This window comes from [Haemophilus] ducreyi (assembly GCF_900109315.1).
Lineage (GTDB): Bacteria > Pseudomonadota > Gammaproteobacteria > Enterobacterales > Pasteurellaceae > Haemophilus_B > Haemophilus_B ducreyi.
Genome location: NZ_FOJC01000006.1, coordinates 99,180 through 123,687, shown reverse-complemented (window position 1 = coordinate 123,687; position 24,508 = coordinate 99,180). Strand labels below are relative to the sequence as shown.

General features: G+C 37.1%; 19 protein-coding genes and 2 pseudogenes. 7 read left to right on the top strand and 14 right to left on the bottom strand.

The window, feature by feature from the left end; all coding sequences use genetic code 11:
* Window positions 1–7: 7 nt before the first annotated feature.
* The 4 genes and pseudogenes from BMX01_RS05385 to BMX01_RS05370 all read right to left on the bottom strand — a co-directional run bounded on the left by BMX01_RS05385 (window position 8) and on the right by BMX01_RS05370 (window position 4,289).
* A complete protein-coding gene (locus tag BMX01_RS05385; RefSeq protein ID WP_064082893.1) occupies window positions 8–943 on the bottom strand; it encodes a KpsF/GutQ family sugar-phosphate isomerase in 936 nt (311 codons plus the stop codon).
* Window positions 944–1,034: 91 nt separating this feature from the next.
* Window positions 1,035–2,335, bottom strand: a pseudogene (gene pepB / locus BMX01_RS05380) (aminopeptidase PepB).
* Window positions 2,336–2,448: 113 nt separating this feature from the next.
* A complete protein-coding gene (locus BMX01_RS05375) occupies window positions 2,449–3,279 on the bottom strand; it encodes a 5'-nucleotidase, lipoprotein e(P4) family (RefSeq protein ID WP_064082894.1) in 831 nt (276 codons plus the stop codon).
* Window positions 3,280–3,474: 195 nt separating this feature from the next.
* Window positions 3,475–4,289: pseudogene (locus BMX01_RS05370) on the bottom strand (Cof-type HAD-IIB family hydrolase).
* Between the two features lie 876 nt (window positions 4,290–5,165).
* On the opposite strand from BMX01_RS05370, the gene rpoE reads away from it, so the two are divergent.
* From rpoE to upp, 5 genes are all read left to right on the top strand, one after another.
* Entirely contained in the window at window positions 5,166–5,744 is a 579-nt protein-coding gene (gene rpoE / locus BMX01_RS05365) for an RNA polymerase sigma factor RpoE (RefSeq protein WP_064082895.1), read from the top strand.
* A gap of 18 nt (window positions 5,745–5,762) precedes the next feature.
* Complete coding sequence (locus BMX01_RS05360; protein ID WP_064082896.1) at window positions 5,763–6,380, top strand: sigma-E factor negative regulatory protein; 618 nt, start codon at window positions 5,763–5,765, stop codon at window positions 6,378–6,380.
* 177 nt (window positions 6,381–6,557) lie between these two features.
* Entirely contained in the window at window positions 6,558–6,986 is a 429-nt protein-coding gene (locus tag BMX01_RS05355) for a SoxR reducing system RseC family protein (RefSeq protein WP_064082897.1), read from the top strand.
* 8 nt (window positions 6,987–6,994) lie between these two features.
* The gene (gene fadD / locus BMX01_RS05350; RefSeq protein WP_064082898.1) at window positions 6,995–8,686 is read left to right on the top strand and encodes a long-chain-fatty-acid--CoA ligase FadD; all 1,692 of its coding nucleotides are present in this window, start codon (window positions 6,995–6,997) and stop codon (window positions 8,684–8,686) included.
* A 39-nt stretch (window positions 8,687–8,725) separates the two neighbouring features.
* Entirely contained in the window at window positions 8,726–9,352 is a 627-nt protein-coding gene (upp, locus tag BMX01_RS05345; RefSeq protein WP_064082899.1) for a uracil phosphoribosyltransferase, read from the top strand.
* Between the two features lie 65 nt (window positions 9,353–9,417).
* On the opposite strand, the gene rsmA is transcribed toward upp, so the two are convergent.
* The 5 genes from rsmA to der form a co-directional block, all read right to left on the bottom strand.
* On the bottom strand, window positions 9,418–10,287 hold the full coding sequence (gene rsmA / locus BMX01_RS05340) for a 16S rRNA (adenine(1518)-N(6)/adenine(1519)-N(6))-dimethyltransferase RsmA (protein ID WP_010945079.1): 870 nt from the start codon (window positions 10,285–10,287) through the stop codon (window positions 9,418–9,420).
* Between the two features lie 64 nt (window positions 10,288–10,351).
* Window positions 10,352–11,305, bottom strand: coding sequence for a peptidylprolyl isomerase (locus BMX01_RS05335; protein ID WP_064082900.1), 954 nt, complete (start codon window positions 11,303–11,305; stop codon window positions 10,352–10,354).
* Between the two features lie 89 nt (window positions 11,306–11,394).
* Window positions 11,395–11,934 carry a bifunctional pyr operon transcriptional regulator/uracil phosphoribosyltransferase PyrR gene (gene pyrR, locus BMX01_RS05330; protein WP_064082901.1) on the bottom strand — a complete coding sequence of 180 codons (540 nt, stop codon included), beginning with the start codon at window positions 11,932–11,934 and terminating at the stop codon, window positions 11,395–11,397.
* A gap of 12 nt (window positions 11,935–11,946) precedes the next feature.
* Window positions 11,947–13,377 (bottom strand): bifunctional D-glycero-beta-D-manno-heptose-7-phosphate kinase/D-glycero-beta-D-manno-heptose 1-phosphate adenylyltransferase HldE, encoded by a 1,431-nt coding sequence (gene hldE / locus BMX01_RS05325; protein ID WP_074647906.1) that lies wholly within the window; start codon window positions 13,375–13,377, stop codon window positions 11,947–11,949.
* 59 nt (window positions 13,378–13,436) lie between these two features.
* The gene (gene der / locus BMX01_RS05320) at window positions 13,437–14,969 is read right to left on the bottom strand and encodes a ribosome biogenesis GTPase Der (RefSeq protein WP_074647903.1); all 1,533 of its coding nucleotides are present in this window, start codon (window positions 14,967–14,969) and stop codon (window positions 13,437–13,439) included.
* Between the two features lie 326 nt (window positions 14,970–15,295).
* Here der and relA point away from each other — a divergent pair, with 326 nt between their 5' ends.
* Window positions 15,296–17,503, top strand: coding sequence for a GTP diphosphokinase (gene relA, locus BMX01_RS05315; RefSeq protein ID WP_074647901.1), 2,208 nt, complete (start codon window positions 15,296–15,298; stop codon window positions 17,501–17,503).
* A 78-nt stretch (window positions 17,504–17,581) separates the two neighbouring features.
* Window positions 17,582–18,772: a 1-deoxy-D-xylulose-5-phosphate reductoisomerase gene (ispC, locus tag BMX01_RS05310; RefSeq protein WP_064082905.1), complete on the top strand. Its 1,191-nt coding sequence runs from the start codon at window positions 17,582–17,584 to the stop codon at window positions 18,770–18,772.
* Between the two features lie 65 nt (window positions 18,773–18,837).
* Here ispC and lpxA read toward each other — a convergent pair whose 3' ends face one another.
* From lpxA to bamA, 5 genes are all read right to left on the bottom strand, one after another.
* Window positions 18,838–19,632: an acyl-ACP--UDP-N-acetylglucosamine O-acyltransferase gene (gene lpxA, locus BMX01_RS05305; protein WP_064082906.1), complete on the bottom strand. Its 795-nt coding sequence runs from the start codon at window positions 19,630–19,632 to the stop codon at window positions 18,838–18,840.
* A 32-nt stretch (window positions 19,633–19,664) separates the two neighbouring features.
* Window positions 19,665–20,129 (bottom strand): 3-hydroxyacyl-ACP dehydratase FabZ, encoded by a 465-nt coding sequence (gene fabZ / locus BMX01_RS05300; protein WP_064082907.1) that lies wholly within the window; start codon window positions 20,127–20,129, stop codon window positions 19,665–19,667.
* Between the two features lie 66 nt (window positions 20,130–20,195).
* On the bottom strand, window positions 20,196–21,221 hold the full coding sequence (lpxD, locus tag BMX01_RS05295) for a UDP-3-O-(3-hydroxymyristoyl)glucosamine N-acyltransferase (protein WP_064082908.1): 1,026 nt from the start codon (window positions 21,219–21,221) through the stop codon (window positions 20,196–20,198).
* Window positions 21,221–22,000 (bottom strand): OmpH/Skp family outer membrane protein, encoded by a 780-nt coding sequence (locus BMX01_RS05290; protein WP_064082909.1) that lies wholly within the window; start codon window positions 21,998–22,000, stop codon window positions 21,221–21,223. The genes lpxD and BMX01_RS05290 overlap by 1 nt, the downstream gene beginning before the upstream one ends.
* A gap of 101 nt (window positions 22,001–22,101) precedes the next feature.
* Entirely contained in the window at window positions 22,102–24,483 is a 2,382-nt protein-coding gene (bamA, locus tag BMX01_RS05285) for an outer membrane protein assembly factor BamA (protein ID WP_074647898.1), read from the bottom strand.
* Window positions 24,484–24,508: the final 25 nt, after the last annotated feature.

Below are 24,508 nucleotides of genomic sequence, written 5' to 3'. Positions count from 1 at the left end.
TTTATCCTTAGTTTGAAAATTCAAGAATGCCAGAAACTTGCCCAACGTCATTTACGGCAATTAATGAATGAATATGTAGCGCTTTCATCATTTCTTCGGCTTTAGCTAAATAAACGGAATCTAAAATAGTTTTCGGCTTTTTCGTCATAATTTGCTCAGCCGTTTTGCTTAAACTTGTCGCTCCAAATTGTGCAAGTGTACGTCTAATATCACCATCAGTAATGATACCGCATAATTGTTCGCCTTGCATAATCAGCGCTAGTCCCATTCTCCCTTCATTCATTACACTTAAAATGGTACTAAAATCGGCAGTGGGTGAAGTAATGGGCAATTTAGTTTGCATTACATCTTTTACTCTATTCAGTAATTTACGCCCTAGGCTGCCACCAGGATGAAAGCGGGCAAAATCGTGTGCTTTGAAATCACGTGCTTTTATCAAGGCAATTGCTAAAGCATCGCCTAATGCCATTGTGACTAAAGTGGACGTCGTGGGCGCAAGATTATTTGGGCAAGCCTCACGTTCAACACTAATATCCAATACTAAATCAGCATGTTGTGCCAATGTTGAATGGCGATTACCCGTCATTGCAATAATTTGGTTACCAAAATTTTTTAAGCTCGGCAGTAATTTGATTACATCATCAGTTTCGCCACTGTTTGATATTAATAATACAATATCAATAGCTTTTAACATTCCTAAATCACCGTGAAAGGCTTCAGTTGGGTGTAAATAAAAACTTGGTGTGCCGGTTGAGGCAAAAGTTGCTACCATTTTTTTACCGACTAATCCAGATTTGCCAATTCCTGCCACCACTACGCGTCCTGCACAGTTTAAAATCATTTCGACTGCTTGATTGAAATGTTGGTCAAGATTGTGTTGCAATCGGTCGATCGCCTGACTATATAAACTGAGTGTCTCCGTTGCCTGCGTCAGATAGTTCATAATATCCTAAATAAACCTCATCTAAGGGAAATTATCATTAATTAGCTCGTTATGTAACCGCTTACGTTATTGAAGTAGATGCGGTCAAATTCTACGTGTTTTTGGCAGTTGCTTTGCTTAGTAATAAATTAGCTAAGGTTCTAATGCCTAATCCTGTTGCTCCCACCGCCTATAGATCGCTTGCAGAACGGTGGAAAGTGGCGGAAGCGTCAATGTGTAGCCAATTCTGCTGATAATTTGGCACGAAATACGATAAAAAGCCACAAGCAGTGCTAGCACCTGCTGCGACAGGTACAGAGCTAATGTTGGCAATATCTGCACAGCAAGAGCTAATTTGTGTTCTATGAAATTCAGCAAAAGGCAATCGCCAAAAAGGTTCATTTTCCGCGTCAGCAGCAGTTAATAACTGGTTGACTAATTGATCATCCATTGCTAACACAGTATGGTAATCATTGCCAACGGCTACTTTGGGCGCCGGTTAAGGTGGCAGCGTCAATAATAAATTATGCTTGGTCAGCAGCTGCATCAATCAGGCCATCAGCCAATACTAATCTACCTTCTGCATCCGTATTTAATACTTCAACTGAAATACCATTGCGGTAATGAATAAGATCACCGAGCTTAACCGCACGACTGCTCACCATATTTTCAGCACAACAGAGATATAGTTTAACACGTGCGGTTAAACCGCGAGCAATTGCTAGGCCTAATGCGGCAGTAACTAATGCTGCTCCGCCCATATCGGTACGCATGGTACTTATTGAATCACTGGGTTTAAGGCTATAACCTCCGCTATCAAAGGGTGATGCCTTTACCAACTAAAGAGGCTAATACCGGCGCATTTTCATCACCGGTTGGATTAAAATCTAATTTAAGTAAAGCGGGTTGATTAGCTGAACCTTTGCCAACCGCCCAAATACCGGCATAATTTGCGGTATCTAATGCTTGACCCTGTATTATTTCAAATTTAACAGCGTTGTGAAGGTTATATTTAATCGCTTGTTGTGTAATAAATTCAGTCGCTTGTTTAGCGAGTTGTTCTGGGGTTAATGTGTTTGATGCTTCGTTGATAATTTTTCGCGCAAAATCAGTACAGTTTAACCGTGCTTCGAATTCAGGGTGCTGTTCAGCAAGTGGTGGATATTGTATTTGGCCACAATGGCGAACACTCACAAACCCTTGCTGAAAAGCCCAACACTCTTCCAAGCCCCACCCTTCGCCAACTAGTGATACGTTGAGGATATTTTGATTTTTAATTTTACGTGCTGCTTTTTGAATAGTGGTTAGGCGATCAGCGTGAAGATGAATGGTAAAGCCATTTTGATGGGCAGAAAGGATAGCTTTTTCTCCCCATATTGATGGCGCGGGCTGTTGAGAGAGGTTAATTTGCATCGATGTCATGGTTTTGATCCTGTGATATGAATAACGAGTTAATCCTAGCAAAATTTTGCTTTTTTATATAGAAAAAAGACCGCTTAGAGCGGTCTTTATTAAGGACAGAATGATTATTTGCCATCCCAAGCATTAATCGCGTTACGGCGGATATCTAGACGGCTTTTTACATCACCTTTATAATAATTTTTATCTAAACCCGCTTCCCAGTCGCCATAGTTAGGATTTGGTAATACAATGAAGGTTTTACCAAACTTCGCGCTATTTTCTTGCACGAACTGACGGCGTTCTTCGTTTGATTTTTTATAAGTAGCATCACCAAAGTCATTTAAGTTATCGCCAATATAAAGCACGATATCGTAACCTTGTTTTTCAATTTCAATAAAGCGAGGCGTTTTATTGGATTTATCCTTTTTAAGGAATACTTTATTTTCACTCACACCCTTAAAGCCCAGTTGCTTCATATTCTCAATTGTGCTTGCTTTGTCGGTGCTATCTTTACGGTTCGATACATAAAACATTGTACCTTTGTGGCTATTCACATAGTTATTAAATGCAACAGCCCCTGTAATTGCTTGTGTTTGGCGCGCATTTACCCAGCGTGTCCAGCTTTCATCATTAAATGTTTCGTGATTTTTTACTTGCCAACCAGCGTAAGCGCTGTTATCAAGCATAGTTTCATCTAAATCCACGATGACTGCTTTCTTCTTCCCTTTTTTAGCTTTTGCTTGATCAAATGCCATTTTTGCCATATTGAAAGCTTGGTGGGCAAGCGCTTGATATTCACCTGATTGTTGGACCCAATTTAAGCCTAATGTTGCTTGCTCTTGTAAAATAGCTTGATTGTGTTGATCAGTATAATGCTTATGATTATGATGATAAGTACAACCGCTTAAAACAAATGCTGAAGCAAGCGTTAATGCCGTTAATTTAACCAGTTTCATTCTTTTCTCCTTGTCATTATTAATAGTGATATTTAGCCGCTAGTTGCCACTCAATATCGCATAGTATATAGAGTACAAATAATCAAGAACATTATCTATTTACTTTTATTGAATATTTATGATCAAATTTTTTATTTTTTTATATATGTAATTGCGCACATATTTTTCGATTATTCGGTATTTTCGATCTTTAAATTAAGCTAATTTAAAAACTTTTTGAATATATTTTGCTACAGCGTCCTCGGTATTTTTACCAATCATTTCATTTTGCGGCAATGCATGGATTAAACGCTGATCAGCATTTGACATCATGCAACCTTTTCCTACATGAGCTAGCATTTCTAGATCATTCATGCCATCGCCAAAAGCGAGACAATCTTGCAAGGTATAACCGCGTAATTTAACTAATTCAGCCAATGCATTCTTTTTTGAGACGGTTTTATGCATAACTTCTAAGCAAACAGGTGAAGAGTAAGTTATATAAATTTGATCGCCAAAATAGTGTGTTAATATTGTTCGATTGGCAGTAAATCTTCAACGGTTTTCGCAATGAAGAAGATTTTCTCTGTTTGGCGAGGGTGATGTTGCTGAAAATCGACTACTTGATAGCAAAAGCCAGAGTCTTGATGATATTTTTTTAGTTGCGCAATGTCTGTACTGATAAACCATTCGTCACCTTGATAAGTGTTTATGCATACACGTGAGTTATCGAAAGGAATATTCATTAATTTTTCTGCTAGATCTTCAGCTAAATGATGACTAAAAATTTGTTGACCAGATAGGAAATTGGCTCTAGCGCCATTTGAGGTAATTAACATTGCTTGATCGACATTTATTTTGTTGATGATATGTTTTACATCAGGATAATTTCGACCGGTTGCAAAAAAAATATCAGTGCCGTTGTGAGCAAGTTTATTGAGGGTCTCAATAGTGAATTGGCTTATTGTATGATCAGCGTTCAGCAATGTACCATCTAAATCAGAAACGACTGCTTGAAAAGATGTCATCATATTTGTCCTTGTTATATTTTCAACGAATAATCAAATGCAGGCTAACAAATTTATTATCTCATCGCAAAGAAAATAGTTTATTTTAACTTTTTAGAAGAACAGGGTGGTTAAAATATAATCAATCAGATTAATAGTATAAGGCTTTATATTTCGTGTAAAAAGCCATTTTATATATATGGAATTGATCATAAGTTAATATTATCTACTGCTTGTTTTGTAATTATTAGCATTATTCACTATTTTTTGATTTTAATTTAATAATAAAACTACAGTTTATAGTGAAAAATTCTATTGACGTTCAGTTATTTACAGCTAATATAACACTTGCATATGGAACAATATGCAAACATCAACACACAACATAACTCAATATAATAAGAAAAATTCTTTCCAACGTATTTCGATGATTACCTTAATTAAATGAAACGAAATTTGGTTGGCTAAGAAATTCACTATCCATACTTTCCCGCATTTCGATGCGGGTTTTTTATATCTATTTGGTTATATTTCCTCTCTTTACGCGCTAAAAAGTTAAATTAATCCGCTTAATTTTGAAAAATTCGAGATAAATGCAACTAACAGATTATATTTTATGGAAATTTTATGAAAATTCAGTAAAATCTGACCGGTTGTTTTCTTTAGAAACGATGAAATTCGTTTTTAGTTTTTCCCAACCTTAACAGATATAAATTACAATCTTGTTATTAATAAATCGTCTTACCTCAGATTGAATTAACTTGATTTGTAAATTTTAGATTGATTCTTCCTTTATTTGAACTTTTCGAATTAACAATATACTAAGCAGTATACAAGGTTAAAACGATAGAATAAAAGGATGGATATATAGATTGAATTGAGTAGGAGAACGCAAATAAAATGGGTGACCAAATAACCGATCAAGTATTGGTTGAGCGTGCACAGCAAGGTGATAAAAAAGCGTTTAACTTACTCGTCGTGCGTTATCAAAACAGAGTGGCGGGTTTATTGACTCGTTACGTGGCACGCGATGATATTCCTGATATTGTTCAAGAGTCTTTTATTAAGGCTTATCGTTCGTTAGCATCTTTCCGTGGAGAAAGTGCTTTTTATACCTGGCTTTATCGTATTGCTGTAAATACGGCAAAAAACCATTTAACTGCTTTAGGTAGAAGACCACCTAAAGAAGATATTTTAGCAGAAGATGCTGAAACTTTTGATGTGGGGGCGCAACTTCGAGAAAGTGATACTCCTGAAAGTATGGTGCTATCAGAAGAACTAAAGCATGTCGTATTTAACACTATAGAAAGCTTACCTGATGAACTAAAGACAGCAATTACTTTGCGCGAGTTAGAAGGATTAAGCTACGAAGAAATTGCGGAAGTGATGCAATGCCCAGTAGGTACAGTTCGTTCTCGTATCTTCCGAGCAAGAGAAGCGATTGATGCGAAAATCAATCCACTGATGCAACAGAGTTAATATTTTATCGGAGTTATTATGCAACAAAGAGAAAACCTTTCCGCTTTTATTGATGGAAGCAAAGTTGATGATGTGTTTCTCAACGAATTATCTACTGATCCAGTATTAAAGCAAAAATGGGCTAATTATCATGCAATTAGTGCTATTATGCACAGTGATGAAATTATCCTTGGTCGTGATTTTTCATTGAAAATGGAAGTATTGCTTGAAAATGAGGAAATTGAAACTCAGTCAGTTAATACATCCAGTGATGTCGCAAAGCCTAAAGGTATGTTACTTAAGTTAAAAGGTTGGGGCACTCCTATCATACAAGCGGGCATTGCGGCTTCTGTCTGTTTTGTTGCGGTGTTAGGCGTTAATATGATGAATAGTGATAATGATGGCTTACAAGTTGAACAACTTGTTTTACAGACGTTGCCATTCAGTAATTCTATTCAACCTGTTAGCTATAATGAACCTGAAAAACATGTGCCAACTGCAGAACAGTTAGAAAAACAACAGCGTAAAATTAGTGATTTTGATTTATTAGAAAATGGTGTGTTGGAGCATCGTACGGATTTAGGCTCACTCAGTTTGACTGAAGAACAAAAATTAGATGCTTCTCAAACTTCGGTAATCAGTAATCATGAAAAGTAAATTGCAACTTAGCCATAAGTTTGTTTTTATTTTAAGCAGTGAGTGTCTAAGAAGTATAAATTAACTCTATAAGATCAAGAAAGCGGTGAGATCTAGCGAATTTTTTGTAAAAATTTGCTACAATCTTGCCGTTTTTTATTTTTCTTTTAGTCATTAAAATCAATGGAATGAAAACGAATGATGGTTGAAACAGCAACAGTTGTGCATTATCAAAATGGTAAAGCCCTTGTGCGATGCAGTGTTAAAACGGCTTGTGGTAATTGTGGTGCGAAAGCTGATTGTGGGACTCAGTTATTGTCTTCTTTAGTAAAAGAAAGAGTTCCTCATTTTGAATTATCAGTAAATATGCCGTTGGTCGCAGGCGATATGGTTAAAATTGGATTGCCAGAACAAACATTGCTGTGGAGCATTTTTTGGATTTATGTGGTGCCATTGATGGTATTAATTGGATCAGCGGTAGGTTTTACACAATTATTTGCGAATGAGTTAGTCGTTGTCTTTATGATGTTTATTTGTACTAGTATGACATTTTTTAGCATAAAAAAAATAATAGATAAGAAACAGCTAAGTCAATTAAACCCTATCTTTTTAGGGCGAGTGGAATAGGAGAAATAATGGATAAAATTTGGTTAAAAAATTATCCGGAAGGTTCGGCAAAAACCATTGATGTTCATCCTTATGAATCATTAGTGGAAATGTTTGAAATGTCGATACGTAAACATCCAGATACTCCTGCGTATATTAATATGGGACAAATTCTTACGTTTCGTAAGTTTGAAGAACGTAGTCGTGCTTTTGCAGCATATTTACAAAATGAATTACGCTTAAAAAAAGGTGATCGAATTGCATTAATGATGCCAAATTTATTGCAATATCCGATCTCTTTATTTGGTGCCTTGCGAGCAGGTTTAGTGGTAGTAAATGTTAACCCACTTTATACGCCTCGTGAATTAGAACATCAATTAAATGATAGCGGTGCAACAGCGATTGTTATTATTTCAAACTTTGCTGCTACTTTAGAAAAGGTAGTGTTTAATACTCAAATTAAACACGTGATTTTAACCAGAATGGGCGATCAACTTTCATTTGGTAAACGTACTTTAGTTAATTTTATTGTGAAGTACGTGAAGAAGTTAGTGCCAAAATATAAGTTGCCACATGCGGTTAGTTTTCGTGAAGCGTTGAGCGTTGGTAAACAGCGACAGTATGTTAAGCCATTGCTAGATAAAAATGATCTTGCTTTTCTTCAATATACAGGTGGCACGACCGGTGTTGCTAAAGGAGCTATGTTAACGCATGGTTCTATTATTGCGAATCTTATGCAAACAAAATGGGTTGCTGAGCCGTTATTGAAGGGCGCGCGCGAGCCTATTGCCGCTATTCCTTTACCGCTATATCATATTTTTGGGCTGTCCGTGAATTGTTTACTGTTTATTGAAATGGGGATCACGGGCTTATTAATTACTAATCCGCGTGATATTCCAGGTTTTATTAAAGAATTAAAAAAATATCCTTTTGTGGCGATTACAGGTGTAAATACGCTGTTTAATATGTTGTTAAATAATCAGTCTTTTAAGGAACTTGATTTTTCGCATTTAAAACTAACAGTCGGTGGTGGGGCTTCTATTCAAGCTGCGGTTGCAAAACATTGGCATAATTTAACCGGTTGCTATATTGTAGAAGGTTATGGAATGACAGAATGTTGTCCGTTAGTCTCTGCAACGCGAAGTGATGCCGTTGAGCATAACGGTTCGATTGGTGTGCCTGTTCCTAATACAGATATTCGCATTGTTGATGATGCCGGCAAAGATGTTGCAATGGGAGAGCCGGGGGAATTGTGGGTGAAAGGCCCTCAGGTGATGCAAGGTTATTGGCAGCGCCCAGTAGATACTGCGGAAGTATTAAAAGACGGCTGGATGGCAACTGGGGATATAGTGGTGATGGGGGAAGATCTTAATTTGCGGGTGGTGGATCGCAAAAAAGATATGATCATTGTTTCGGGTTTTAATGTGTATCCGAATGAAATTGAAGATGTAATCGCACATAACCCAAAAGTGAATGAAGTGGTTGCAATTGGTATACCAAGTAAGACCTCTGGTGAAGCGATTAAAATCTTTGTAACCAAAAAAGATGAAAGTTTGACGCGTGAAGAATTGCGTAATTATTGTCGACAATATTTGACGGGCTATAAAATTCCTAGAGAGATTGAATTTCGTGATGAACTGCCCAAAAGCAATATTGGGAAAATTTTGCGTCGCGTATTAAGAGATGAAGAAGTGATTAAAATAAAAGCGCTTGAACGTTAACGGATTGATTAGATTAAATATTAATAACAGGAGCATTTCATGAAAGTTGTAGAAGTAAAACATCCATTAGTTAAACATAAACTAGGTTTAATGCGCTCTGCTGATATCAATACCAAAGATTTTCGTGCATTAGCAACAGAAGTGGGGAGTCTATTAACTTATGAAGCCACTACGGATTTGGAAACAGAGTTGGTTGAGATTGATGGCTGGTGCGGTAAAGTAGAAGTAGAACGCATTAAAGGCAAGAAAGTGACCGTTGTGCCTATTTTACGAGCGGGACTGGGTATGATGGACGGTGTGCTTGAGCATATTCCTAGTGCGCGTATTAGTGTGGTGGGGATTTATCGTGATGAAGAAACGTTAGAGCCTGTTCCTTATTTCACTAAATTAGCGAATGATGTAGAAGAACGTTTAGCGATTATTGTTGATCCTATGTTAGCAACCGGTGGTTCAATGATTGCTACGATAGACTTATTGAAAAAGTCTGGTTGTAAGCATATTAAAGTATTGGTGTTGGTAGCGGCGCCAGAAGGCATTAACGCATTACAAGCGGCCCATCCAGATATTGAGCTATTTACTGCTTCGATAGATAGCCATTTAAATCAACATGGTTATATTGTGCCTGGGCTTGGTGATGCGGGAGATAAAATTTTTGGTACAAAATAATATTTTTGCTTAAAAAGCGGGCATATTTGCAAAAAAATTTCCAAATATGCCCGCTTTTTTAGTGATTAAAGCTCATCATAAAGTATTTCTTGATTAGTATCTATGGCTGGAGGATTATCACATAGCCAGTTTGCTAAGCGTGCATAATCAGAAATTGTTAGATTTTCTGCTCGATCTGTTAAGTTAATACCAAGCATTTCTAATTGTTGCGCAGTAAATAGCGTTGATAATGCATTACGTAATGTTTTACGGCGTTGGTTGAAAGCGTGTGTAGTTACGCGATTTAACCAATAAACATCTTTAACTGGATATGGTAATGTTTTATAAGGCATTAAACGTACGACTGCCGAATCAACTTTCGGAGCAGGTTTAAAGGCGGTAGGCGGTACTTCAAGTACGGGGATAACTTGGCAATAGTATTGTGCCATAATAGTTAATCGACCATATGCTTTACTATTAGGGGCAGCACATAAGCGTTTTACCACTTCTTTTTGCAACATGAAATGCATATCTTGAATCAAATCATGGAATTTGAATAAGTGAAACATTAATGGCGTAGAAATATTATAAGGTAAGTTACCGAATATCCGTATTGCTTGATGATGGTTTAAATTTAGGCTATCAAAATAATCGCGAAAATTAAATCGCAATGCATCTTGTTCAATGACTGTTAACTTATGGTGTAAAAATGGATGATGGCGTAATCGTTCTGCTAGATCACGATCTAATTCGATCACAGTTAATTTTTCAACTTGTTCCGCAACCGGTTCCGTTAAGGCACCTAAACCCGGCCCTATTTCAAGTAAGAAATCTTCATTTCGTGGGTTAATTGCTGCCACAATATTATGAATGACATTCATATCAGATAAGAAATTTTGACCAAAACGCTTACGCGCAGTATGACCCAAATGTTTTTTAGAGTTTGATGTACGCATTGTTATCCTTTAAAACTAATAAAAGAACCCCGCAAAAGCGAGGTTCCTAATCTTTAATTGTTCATTATTGCTTATCAACATATTGAATATCAGCGCTAGATCTCAATATTTTAAACCAATCTTTAGCTATTTCTTGACCTTGTTGGTTAGCAAGAAGCTCATAAGCAAATTGATTGTATGAATCTTCTGTACGATCGGCTTTTTGGGTAGCGGTCACTTTTAGAATATGCCAACCAAATTGTGATTTAAAGGGCGCAGAAATTTGATTTTGTTTAGCCTTATTAGCGACTTTTGCAAATGTAGGATCGTAAATATCTAAGAAATTATAACCTAAATCACCGCCATCAGCAGCTGAAATATAATCAATAGAATTCGCTTTTGCGGCTTGTTCAAATGTTGTTTTGCCGGCTTTAATATCAGCAGCAATTCGCATTAACTTCGCTTTGGCTTTTGCATCATTTAAAACGGGGGTCGTTTTAATCAAAATATGACTTATGCGATATTGTGTACCCACGCTTTTCTTTAATTTGCCTTTAGCTTTATCTTTTTCAAGCATTTTTTTTGCTAATGTTTGAACTTCATTTGGATCAAGTTGAATCGACTGACTGATACTCATATGGCGAACGTGTTCCATTGCCATTTGCTGAGCGATTTGTCCACGATATTGATCGAGAGAAATTCCTTGATTATCTATGGCATCAAGTAGTTGCCCATAAGTAATGCCATTGCTAGCCGCGATATCTTCGATCGCTTTATCAACTAATTTATAGTCCACTTGAATGCCCGCATCTGCGATTGCTTTTTGAACAAGGATATCATCAATAATATGTTCAATAGCCATTTTGCGGTCTTTTTTTGAATTTTTTTGCTGACCAAGTAGGCTTTGGACTTGGCTTTCCATCACAGGAATATTATTCACTGTTGCTACTACATGTTCCTCCCAAGCCATTGCTGATTGAGATAAGCTAACTGCGGTCACTAATGCAACTAATAATGATTTTGCAGAGTTTAATTTCATATATTTATTCCTTTAAGATTTTGAAGTTTAGCTCTAAAGCTAGTTAGAGCAAAGTTTTATAAAAAGGTTCAGGCATAAGATCAAACCTTTTATTTATTAGTAGAATGGATTAAAGCGACTTGGCTTACACCATCATAATGTTCAGTTCTAACTTGTACTTGTTCATTTAGCGCAGTGGGGATATTTTTGCCCACATAATCTGCTCGAATAGGTAATTCTCGATGGCCACGATCGACTAAAATAACCAATTCAATTCGCTTGGCTCGTCCAAAATCAAGTAGTGCATTTAATGCCGCACGAATAGTTCGTCCAGTAAATAGGACATCATCAATTAAAATAACCGTTTTACCTTCGATATTGAGTTGATGTTCTACTCCAGTATAAACAGGATCTTTGCTCGTTAAATTTAAATCATCTCGATAAAAGGTAATATCAAGAGCCATTAGCGGTAAACTAATTTGTGCAAGTTCACTAATTCTTTTTTGCAACATTTCTGCGATTTCAGCACCACGACGTTTAATGCCAACTAAGATGATATTATCAAGAATCGCGTGTTTCTCAATAATTTGATGAGAGATTCGTGAAATAGTACGTTGAAATTGCTCGGTATCAATAATAATTTTTTCCATGAATAACAGACTTTACCTTATTGCTTGAATTTTCTTAATGACGTCGGTAGTGGAACAACCATCTTCAAAGTTTAATGCCTTGACATTGCCTCCGTTTGCCCATACTTCTTGACATCCTACAATCTGTTCAGGTTTATAGTCGCCACCTTTTACCAGTACATCGGGTAATATTTCACTGATTAAGCGTTGTGGTGTATCTTCTTCAAAAGCAATTACCCAATCGACAGAAGCTAAGCCCGCTAAGATTGCCATTCGTGCACTGAGTGAATTGATTGGACGGCTTTCCCCTTTCAGGCGTTTCACTGATTGATCACAGTTAACTGCAACAATCAAACGATCCCCTAATTTACGCGCATTTTCTAAATAAGAAACGTGACCTGGGTGTAAAATATCAAAACAGCCATTTGTCATGACGATTTTTTCACCACGATTTTTGGCTTCTTTAGTAAACTGTTTTAATCGTTCTTCGGTGACGATACCAAATCCGGTTTCTTCTCGATGAGGAATCACATTTTCTAATTCTGTCGCATTTACGGTAGAGGTACCTAATTTACCTACTACAATACCTGCTGCTGCATTAGCCAAATAACACGCTTCTTCATAAGGTCTGCCATCAGCAATAGCGGTCGCTAAAATACTGATTACGGTATCTCCTGCACCGGTTACATCATAGACTTCTTGAGCTTGTGTTGGCAGGTGGAATGGGGGATGATAGGGGCGTAATAAAGTCATACCTTTTTCAGAACGCGTTACTAATAACGCACTTAGTTCAAGGTCATTGATCAGCTTTAATCCTTTGCTAACAATGTCATTATCATTCAAACAAGCCCCTACTACTGCTTCAAATTCTGCCATATTAGGTGTTAATAGTGTCGCACCACGGTAGCGTTCAAAATCAGTGCCTTTAGGATCGATTAATACAGGGACTTTCGCTTGTCGTGCAATTTGGATCATTTGCTGAACGGCAGCAAGTGTGCCTTTGCCGTAATCTGATAGGATAAGTGCCCCATAACCGGTAATTTTTTGTTGAAGTTTTGCTAATAGTGGTGAACTCTCAACGTTATGAAAACTTTCTTCAAAATCTAAGCGTAATAATTGCTGATGGCGAGAAAGGATACGTAATTTAGTGATAGTTGGGTGGCTATCGAGTGTTATACAATGATTTTGGATATGATGGTTTTTCAATAACATATCCAATACACAGCCTGCGTCATCTTGGCCAACTAAACCGTGTAGAGCAACCGTTGCATTTAAACTTGCAATATTCATTGCGACATTTGCTGCACCGCCTGCGCGTTCTTCCATATCTTTTACTTTGACCACGGGAACGGGCGCTTCAGGTGAAATACGATTGGTCGCGCCAAACCAATAACGATCTAACATTACATCACCAAGCACTAATACTTTTGCTTGATTAAATTTAAGGGAGTATTGCATCATCATTTTTATTCTTAATCTTAAATATTCAGTAGGCTAATAGCGTATATCATCAAATGTATTGGCTATTTTTTATTTTTAGTTTTCTTAATAAATTTCATCAAACGTTTACGTTTACGTAATTGATTAGGGGTTAATTTATTTTTTTTACCCGCAAATGGATTATTCCCTTCTTGGAATTGAATTCGAATCGGCGAACCGATAATTTTTAAGCTTTTGCGGAAATAATTGGATAAGTAGCGTTTATACGCGTCGGATAATTTTTCCACTTGGTTACCGTGTATAACAATAATCGGTGGGTTATAGCCGCCTGGATGGGCATATTTTAATTTTACTCGGCGACCATTTACAAGTGGAGGTTGATGTTCATCAGCCGCCATATGGAGAATACGCGTTAACATTGAAGTTGAAGTTTTCTGTGTTGCACATGAATAGGCTTCTTTGACAGAGTCAAAAAGATTGCCAACACCTGAGCCATGTAACGCAGAAATAAAATGTACGCGTGCAAAATCAATAAAATCTAACCGTCGATCTAATTCTGATTTAACTTGTTCTTTGATATCGTAAGATAAGCCATCCCATTTATTGACTACAATGACAAGCGAACGACCGGCATTTAAGATAAAACCTAATAAAGAGAGATCTTGATCGGAAATACTTTCGCGAGCGTCAATGGTTAATAACACGACGTTTGCATCTTGAATAGCTTGTAAGGTTTTTATAACAGAAAATTTTTCAACCGCTAGATTGATTTTACCTCGTTTACGAACACCTGCGGTATCAATAATGGTGTATTCTTGCCCATCGCGTTCCATTGGTATATAAATCGAATCACGCGTTGTGCCTGGCATATCATATACCACGACACGTTCTTCACCTAAAATGCGGTTGGTTAAAGTAGATTTTCCTACATTTGGGCGGCCAATGATGGCGATTTTGATATTTTTGTCAGCAATACTTTCGCTATTTTCTTCATCTAATGCTTCATCAAGTAGGGCCGTGTCTTCTTCATTATTAAAATCAAAATCTTGGCTCCATTCATCAAATTCATTTGTTTCTGTGGCAAGATTTTCTTCATTTTCGCCCGCTTGTTCAGAATTAAGCGCTGTCGCGAGGGGGGATAAAACTTGTTCAATTAATTGGGTTACACCACGACCTTGTGCAGCGGCAATTTTTACTACTTCACCTAAACCAAGTTGGTAGAATTCGCCACAATGTGAGTCTGCATCAATGCCATCAGTTTTATTTGCCACAACGATAGTAGTTTTTTCTCGTTGACCTAAATATTGTGCAATACCAATATCTGCTGTTAATAAGCCAGCGCGTGCATCAACTAAAAAAAGTACTACATCCGCTTCTTCAATCGCTAATAACGATTGTTCTGCCATCTTTTCTTCTACACCTTCTTCTGTGCCATCAATACCGCCGGTATCAATCACAATAAAATCGTGTCCTGCAATATTAGCGTGGCCATATTTACGGTCACGCGTTAAACCGGGGAAATCTGCGACAAGTGCATCACGAGTGCGTGTTAAGCGATTGAATAAGGTAGATTTACCTACATTTGGTCTGCCAACAAGGGCAACAACAGGGGTCATTATGATCTTAGTCCTTCTTGAGAATTCTTGCATCGTACAATCCAATCAACAGCATTGTTAGAGAGTGCTGAGATAAACATCGCTTATTATATACTAAAACTAGCTAAAGTATATGTTCAGATAATACAAGTATTCAGGCGGATAGCGGGTAAAAAAGTAATCTAATTTTTATGTTCAGTGTAGCAATTAGCTCATCTGTTCACTGACATTTACAAAATAAAAGTAAGATAAATAAGTAAGTATTTTAGTAAAATGCACGTATAATATGGCATATCTTTGACTGTGTAAGCAGTTCAATTCTCTCATTATTTTGCAAAGGAGGTTTTATGGTTGCAATACGTCGTTCACACGAGCTTGACCCTAGTACTTTTGAATTAGCGAGTTGGAGCGCTTCGTTGCAGATGTCGCCGATTACCTTTGAAGAATTGCAAATAGCCTGGCGTTATATTCATGAAAAATTGGATACGGACAGCTACCATTTAATGTGGGACGGTGTTGAGATGGTAGAGCTGTTACATGGCTTGAATATGGACGATGATTCACTGGTTGCGGCTTTATTATTTCCACTTGTCAAAAACAATATTGTTGATTTGGCGCAAGTCAAAGAGGAATTCAGTAACCAAGTTAAAAATTTGGTTAAAGGTGTGATTGAAATGGACAATATTCGCCAATTGAATGCGAATAGCCGTTCTGATTTTCAGATTGATAACATTCGTCGAATGTTATTGGCAATGGTGGATGATTTCCGCTGTGTCGTGATTAAGCTAGCTGAACGTATTGCCTATTTACGAGAAATACATCGTTATACAGAAGAAGATTTAGTGTTAGCCGCCAAAGAGTGTTCTCATATTTATGCACCCTTAGCAAACCGTCTAGGCATAGGCCAATTAAAATGGGAATTAGAGGATTATTGTTTCCGGGTATTGCATCCCCAATCTTATCGTAGAATTGCCACTCAATTAGGGGAACGTCGTTTAGAACGAGAAAATTATATTGCAAATTTTGTTTCACAATTGACCGCTTCATTAACTGAAGAAGTGGATACATTAGAAGTGTATGGTCGTCCAAAACATATTTATAGCATTTGGAAGAAAATGCAGAAGAAAAATGTGCAGTTCGAACAACTATTTGATATTCGCGCGGTACGGGTGATTGTGCCAAACGTTCAAGATTGCTATAGCGTGCTAGGAATTATCCATACTCAGTATAAACATTTGCCAGAACACTTTGACGACTATATTGCGCATCCTAAACCGAACGGTTATCAATCTATTCATACCGTAGTATTAGGTGAAGGTGAACAGCCTATTGAAGTACAAATTCGTACACGTAAAATGCACGATGAAGCTGAACTAGGCATAGCGGCACATTGGAAATACAAAGAAGGCCAGACAGTCAGTCGTTCGGGTTATGAAGAAAAAATTATTTGGCTACGTAAATTATTAGCGTGGCAAAATGATCTTGCGGCTTCAAGCGATATGATGGCGGAGATGCGTTCGCAGATCTTTGATGATCGTGTATATGTGTTTACACCGCGTGGTGAAGTGATTGATTTGCCGAAGAATTCAACACCACTTGATTTTGCGTATGCAGTTCATAGTGAAATTGGACATCGTTGTATAGGCGCTAAAATTGCTGACAGGATCGTGCCGTTCACTTATGTATTGCAAATGGGGGATCAAGTTGAAATTATTACTCAGAAAACCCCAAACCCAAGCCGTGATTGGCTGAGCCCTCAAGCGGGTTTTGTGAATACCTCAAAAGCGCGCGCCAAAATTATTGCTTGGTTTAAAAAATTAGATCGAGAAAAAAATATTCCGATCGGTAAAGAAGCGCTTGAGGCTGAAATAAGCCGTTTAGGCCTTAGCCATAAGCAGATCGAACAATATGCGTTGCCACGTTATAACTTAAAACAATTTGATGATTTATATGCCGCCATTGGCGGTGGCGATATTCGCTTGAATCAGTTGAGTCACTACTTGCAAAGTAAATTAATGAAGCCAACGGCAGAGCAAGAAGACGAAGCTGTATTAAAGCATGTGAATAAAAATGCCTATAATGCACAGCAACAAAAAGGCAAAAACGGGCAAATTATCATTGATAGTGTTGGTAACTTAATGCATAACCTAGCGTGTTGTTGTCAGCCAATCCCCGGAGATGATATTGTCGGTTATATCACGCAAGGGCGTGGCATTTCCATTCATTGTGCTAATTGTGAACAACTATTTGAATTACGTAGCGCGAATCCAGAACGAATTGTTTCAGCACAATGGGATAGCCATTTTAAAGCCGGATTTAGTTTAAGGATTCGCATTATTGCGAATGAGTGTAATGGCTTATTACGTGATGTAAGTGCTGTGATGGCAAATGAAAAAGTTAATGTATTGACTGTCGCTAGCCGGCAAGATATTAAGCGAGGCTTAACTGTGATGGATATTGAGCTTGAAATGTCTAATGTAGAAATGTTAGCTAAAATTTTAACGCGGATTAGTCAGTTAGAATCAGTGATTGAAGCAAAACGGCTAGCAAACTAATTGAATAAGCGGTCAGTTTTAAGTAGCAAATAATACTTAAAATTGACCGCTTATTGTGTAAAAAATGAAGGATAATAGATGAAAAATATAGTAATTTTGGGATCAACAGGTTCAATTGGTCAAAGTACATTATCAGTGATTGAGCATAATCCTGACCAGTATCAAGTGTTTGCACTTGTTGGAGGAAAAAATGTTGAATTAATGGCTATACAATGTAGCCAATTTAAGCCTAAATTTGCCGCGTTAGTAGATGAAAAGGCTGCAAAATTGCTTGCTGAACAATTAAAAGCATTGAATTTAACCACTCAAGTATTAGCCGGCGAACAAGCTATTTGTGAATTAGCGGCACATCCTGATGCGAATATAGTTATGGCAGCGATTGTTGGTGCGGCAGGTTTACTACCTACTTTAGCAGCAGCTAAGGCAGGCAAACAAATATTATTAGCAAATAAAGAATCTTTAGTGACATGCGGGCAAATTTTTATTGATGAGGCGCGTAAATCAGGGGCAACATTATTGCCAGTCGACAGTGAACATAATGCAATTTTTCAATCGCTACCACTAGTGGCACAACAAAAAATAGGATTTTGTCCGTTAGCCGAGTTAGGTGTCAGCCGTATTATTTTGACCGGTTCAGGTGGCCCATTTCGAGAAAAAAGTTTAGCTGAATTTGATTCTATTACCCCTGAGCAAGCTATTGCGCATCCAAATTGGTCGATGGGTAAAAAGATTTCGGTTGACTCAGCCACAATGATGAATAAAGGATTAGAATATATTGAGGCACGTTGGCTATTTAACGCAAGTGTCGAAGAAATGGAAATTACTATTCATCCACAATCGATTATTCATTCTATGGTGCGTTATCTTGATGGATCTGTCATTGCTCAAATGGGAAATCCTGATATGAGAACCCCTATTGCACATACAATGGCATATCCAAACCGTATTCCATCAGGCGTTATGCCATTAGATTTTGGTAAATTAACAGAATTAACCTTTATTGAACCTGATTTTAAGCGCTATCCTAATTTGAAATTAGCGATTGAAGCATCTGCTGAAGGGCAATATGCGACTACAGCATTAAACGCGGCGAATGAAATTGCTGTAGAAGCTTTTTTAAATCGTCATATTCGTTTTACTGAGATAGAACGTATTAATTCGACCGTTGTTGAAAATATTGCACCGCTTCGTGTGAATGATGTTGCAGATATTTTGCATATTGATCAGCTTGCCCGCGAAATTGCTAAGCAAGCGATGTTAAATGTATAACGAATATGTGGTCTAATGTAACAATACGACAAGACCGCTTAAATGCCAAATTATACTCGTTTGAATCAGCGAATAATGCCACGCGTGGAATGTTTGAAGAAATCAAGATAGACTTTTATTGCCGGTTCATTTAGTGCAATATGTTCAATTTCTGGTAATACTTCCTCAATTGTTTTGCCACTACGATAGATTAATTTATAAACATGGCGGATCGCGTGAATTGTTGGCTTATCAAATCCACGTCGTTTTAAGCCTTCTAAATTTACGCCAAATGGTTGTGCATGATTACCTTGTGCCATCACATATGGGGGAACATCTTGACTGACCATTGAACCACCACCTAACATAACGTGTGAACCGATAATAACAAATTGATGGATAGCAGACATTCCACCTACAATCACAAAATCATCTAATCTGACATGGCCTGCCAATGTACCATTATTAGCAATAATACAGTGGTTACTAATATTGCAATCATGAGCAATATGCGCATTGATCATAAATAAATTATCATTGCTAATCCGTGTTACGCCACCGCCTTGGATAGTACCACGATGAATAGTTACACTTTCGCGAATACTATTCCGATCACCAATAACTACTTTTGTGGGTTCACCTTGATATTTTAAGTCTTGGTTAATTTCGCCAATGCTAGTGAATTGAAAAATTTGGTTTTGTTCACCTATCTCAGTATGGCCATTGATCACAACATGTGAATGAATAATGGTTTTAGCGCCAATTTTGACATTTTTACCAATAACACAAAATGGACCAATTTCCACATGAGCACCAATTTGAGCACCGTCTTCTATAACAGCTAATGGACTGATTTTAGCCGTAGAATCGATTAATCGCATTTATCTTTTCCCTCTTTTGTGGGGTTATATTATTATTTACGTGCACACATTAAATCTGCTTCACAGGCTAATTTACCATTAACGTAAGCTTTACCTGTGGATTTTGTAATGCCGCGTATTTCTTTTAGAAATTCTACTTCAAGTACAAGTTGATCACCTGGTACAACAGGGCGTTTAAAACGTGCATTGTCAATTGCAGCAAAGTAATAAAGTTCATCTTCACGCATTTTACCATATGTAGCCACGGCTAAAACGCCTGTAGCTTGTGCCATAGCTTCTAAAATGAGTACGCCAGGAAAGACGGGACTGCTAGGAAAATGACCGGTAAAACAAGGTTCATTTACAGTTACATTTTTGATTGCTCTCAACCATTTGCCTTCTTCATAATCTGTTACACGATCCACTAAAAGAAAAGGATAACGATGTGGTAACATATTCATAATCTCAGTAACTTCAATAACCTTAGGGGTTCGATTTTCTGCTGTTTCAATCGCCATTTATTTGACCTCATAAAAAATTTGACAAGAGATTACTAAAAAGTAAGCTCGATTAAAAGATGAATTTTATTCAGTTAACTGCTTTTCAATTGCTTTAAGACGCTTATTCATATCTGCTATATTCATCGTTAGCGCCGCTGTTTTACGCCATTCTTTATTGGTTTGTGCGGGAATACCGGATGAATAAACCCCTTTTTCAGTAATGGGTTTCATAATCATACTCATACCAGTGATGATTGCTCCATCACAAATTTCCATATGTCCATTGATCACGCTGGCCCCACCAATTTGACAGAATCGACCAATTTTTAGGCTGCCCGCTAGAATTACACCACCAGCAATGGCTGTGCCAAAGCCAATATGTACATTATGGGCAATTTGGCATAAATTGTCGATAATTACATTATCTTCAATAATGGTTGGATCTAGTGCACCGCGATCAATACAAGTACAAGCGCCAATTTCAACACGGTTACCAATGATAACGCCTCCAGTTTGAGGAATTTTAATCCAGCGTCCTTTATCATTTGCATAACCAAATCCATCACTGCCAATTACTGCGGATGATTGAATTAAGCAATAGTTGCCGATTTCTACATTATGGTAGACAGAGACATTTGCCCACAGGTGGCTTCTTGCACCAATTTTAGTATTTTTGCCGATAAAACAACCCGCTCCAATGGTGACATCGTCTGCTAGCTCAACGCCACTTTCTATGACCGCATTAGCCCCGATAGAAACATTCTTACCTAATTTGGCGGTGGCTGAAATGACAGCACTTTCAGATATTCCATTAGCAGATTTTGGGAGGTCATCCATATATTGTGCCAGTAATGCATAGGCTAAATATGGATCTTTTACAATCAGTAGGTTTTGTGTTGCTTGGCAAAATTCAACATCTTCAGCAGTAACAATAATCGCTCCTGCTTTAGATTGTGAGAGTTGGGAACGATATTTTGCGTTTGAGATAAATGTGATTTGCGTTGGTTCAGCATTATTTAATGCGGCAATACTAGTAATAGCCAAATCGGCGTTACCTTTTAGGGTAGCGCCGATTTGTTCCGCAAGTTCACTTAAACGGAAAACAGCCATTATTTTTTCACTTCTTCAGATTTCATGGTTTTTTCTGATTTAGATTCGTCAGATTTTGTTTCAGTTGGTTGTTCAATTTTAATTTCAGGATGTTTTGCTTTTAATGCGTTTAAGACAGATTCCGTAATATCTTTATTTTCATCAGCAGCATAAAGTGCAACGGACGGTGGTAATACTAAAGTATAGCCTTTAGATGTTGCCACTTCTTTGATGGTGGAATTGATTTCAGAAACCACTAATTTTTGTAGATCATCAGGTTTTAAACCGCCTGCTTCTTCTTGAGCTTTAATTAAACTTTCTTGGAAATTTTCAGCTCTTTTTTGGAAGGCTTCTACTTTTTTACCAAATTCTTCTTCACGTTTTTGAAGGGAGATTACTTTCTTTTGGAATGCTTTATATTCAGATTCAATCGCAGCTTGACGTGTTTGAATTTCTTTTGAGCGTAAACGTGGAGCATCTTTTTCTAATGCGGCTGATTTTTTCTTAAGTGAAGCTTCTACATTAGCTTGTTCACTTTGTAATTTTTTAGCATCGCTTTCAAGTTTATTTTTTTCAGTCGTTAATGCTTTGTTTTCTTCTGCTAGTTTTTTATCTTCTTCGGCATATTTGTTTTGCCCATTTTTGATAAATTTGTCGAATTTTTGTACTTCATTCAGTGCAACCGGGTGATTTTGCACTAAAAAGTTTGGATCGACAAACGCAATATTATCATTTGCTTGAGCTAAGCCAACTGTTGCTAATGCACTGCTTATTGTTGCAATTTTAAACATTTTTTTCATTTATATATCCTTTAAGTTGATAAGTTTTAGTATATATAAGCGGTTAATTTTTTGTTTATTTAGAACCATAAACAGAAATTTTAACCGCTTGGTAAGTGAAATTAGAATGTGCTGCCAACTGTAAATTGGAATTGTTCTATTTCATCTCCTGCATATTTTTTAATTGGTTTTGCATAAGAAAATGATAATGGGCCAATAGGTGATTGCCATTGTAATGCAATACCTACAGAGGCTCGCACGCGTTTGTAATCACCAAAGTCAGGTAAGTTTGGATAATCTGCTTTACTTTGTTTCCATTTAGTATTCCACACTGTTGCAGCGTCAACAAAAACAGAAGTTCTTACATTATGTTGATACTTATCACTGATAAATGGCGCTGGAATAATTAATTCTAAGCTGGCATTTACCATTGCATTACCGCCGATAACATCTTGACTTGGCGCTTTAAAGCCATCTTTTCTGTAGTAAATAGCTTTTGGACCAATTGAACCACCGGCAAACCCACGTAATGATCCCATACCGCCTGCAGAATATAATTGATAGAATGGCACTTCTTTACCGCCAAAACTATTAGTGTATGCAACACCGCCTTTAGTCGCAACAACCCATTTATGTTCACCATCAAGCGGGATATAGCTACTAAAATCAGTATTTACTCGATAGTATTTGTTGTCAGAACCAGGTAAAGTGAGCTTACCACCGATATTTGCTGAGCTTCCTTTTGTTGGGAAATAACCACGATTTAAATTGTTATAATTCCAACCGAATGATAAATCAAAATCAGCCGACTGAATACGATCATAGTGTGAATTTTGTGGATTAATCGGGAATTTCATTGAATTCACATATTTTTCACGGGTATATTCACGTTCTACATTTCTTAATTTATCATGAGTATAACCTAAGCCTATATAGTAGGAATTATTTTCGTCAACAGGAAAGCCTAAAGTGCCGCTAGCACCATAGGTCTTACGTTTATAAGCGGCGGAGGCTTTATTACCTGAATTATCATAATCTTCATAGAAAATATTACCACCTAAACTCACGCCATCTTTAGTAAAATATGGCTCTGTATAACTTAAGTTAACGTTAGTAGAGTGAGTATTACGCGAACCATTTAAGCCTAAGCTTGATCCCATTCCTAAAAAGTTATCTTGTGTGATACCCGCGTTATAGCTAAGACCACTTTCTGAGCCGTAGCCAACACCGAAGTTGATAGATCCTGTATTACGTTCTTTTATTTTATAAATAATATCAACTTGGTCATCTGTGTTTTTAACGGTCGGCATTGACATTTCAACAGCTTCATAGAAACCGGTACGTTCTAAACGTGATTTTGCTAAAGAAACGGCGCTAGTAGATAACCAAGAACCTTCTTGTTGACGCATTTCACGGCGTAGTGTTGAATCAGCGGTAACATCGTTGCCGTCAAAACGAATTTTACGTACATAGATACGACGACCGGCATCCACTATAAAATTGATTTGAACGGTGTGATTTTCTTCATTAAATTTAGGGTAGAGATCTACTTTAGCTGATCCATAACCGCGGTCACCAAGAATCTGTTTAATTTGTTCTTCAATGATAGATAATTCCGTTTTGCGGAATAATTGACCCGCTTTGAAGTGCGTTAATAATTGATTCAATTCATTATCTAGTTTTTGAGTGTCTCCAATAATACGCATTTCACTGATATTATATTGAGAACCTTCATTAATTTTATAAGTGAGATCAACTTCAGTTTTATTCTCATTAAATTTCACATCCGTGTCTTTTAAGGTAAATTTAGCATAACCGTGATCCATATAGAAATCGTGTAAGATTTCTATATCTTTGTTATATTCTTGTTGTTGGAATTTGCTACTTTCAAAAATATTCCACCAAGGCGCGTTAGGTTTAATCTCTAGTTCTTTAATTAATTCATCATGACTGAATGCATTATTGCCTTCAAAATTAATTTTTTTGACATAGGCAAGCTCGCCTTCAGTAATATTTAATTCTACATTTATACTGCCGTTATTGTTAGGAGTGGTAATGGTTTGAATATCTGCTTGATAACGGCCCATAGTATGATAATGATCTACTAAAGCTTGCTTAAATGCTTCTAATTTTGCTTTATCATATACTTCACCTGCCACAATTAGATTTGCCTTTAAGTTTTGTTCTAATGCATTTTTAGGGATTGCATTGTTTCCTTTAATAGTTAAATTGTTAATCAAAGGACGTTCAGCAACTTTAATGACTAATGTTTGGCCTTCACGTGCAGCACTTACATTCTCAAAACGGTTTTGACTAAAAAGCTGTTTTACAATATTAGTAACATCTCCATCTGTTGCAGTTTGACCAACTTTAACCGGTAGAGATGCAATAATTGCATTGCCAGTTTCCGTTTGAACACCATCAATGCGAATATCTTTTACTACAAATGGTGCTGCAATAACGCCATTGGCAACTAAAAGAGAAGAGAGTAATAATTTTTTCATTTAAACTATCCTATGATTGTAAATA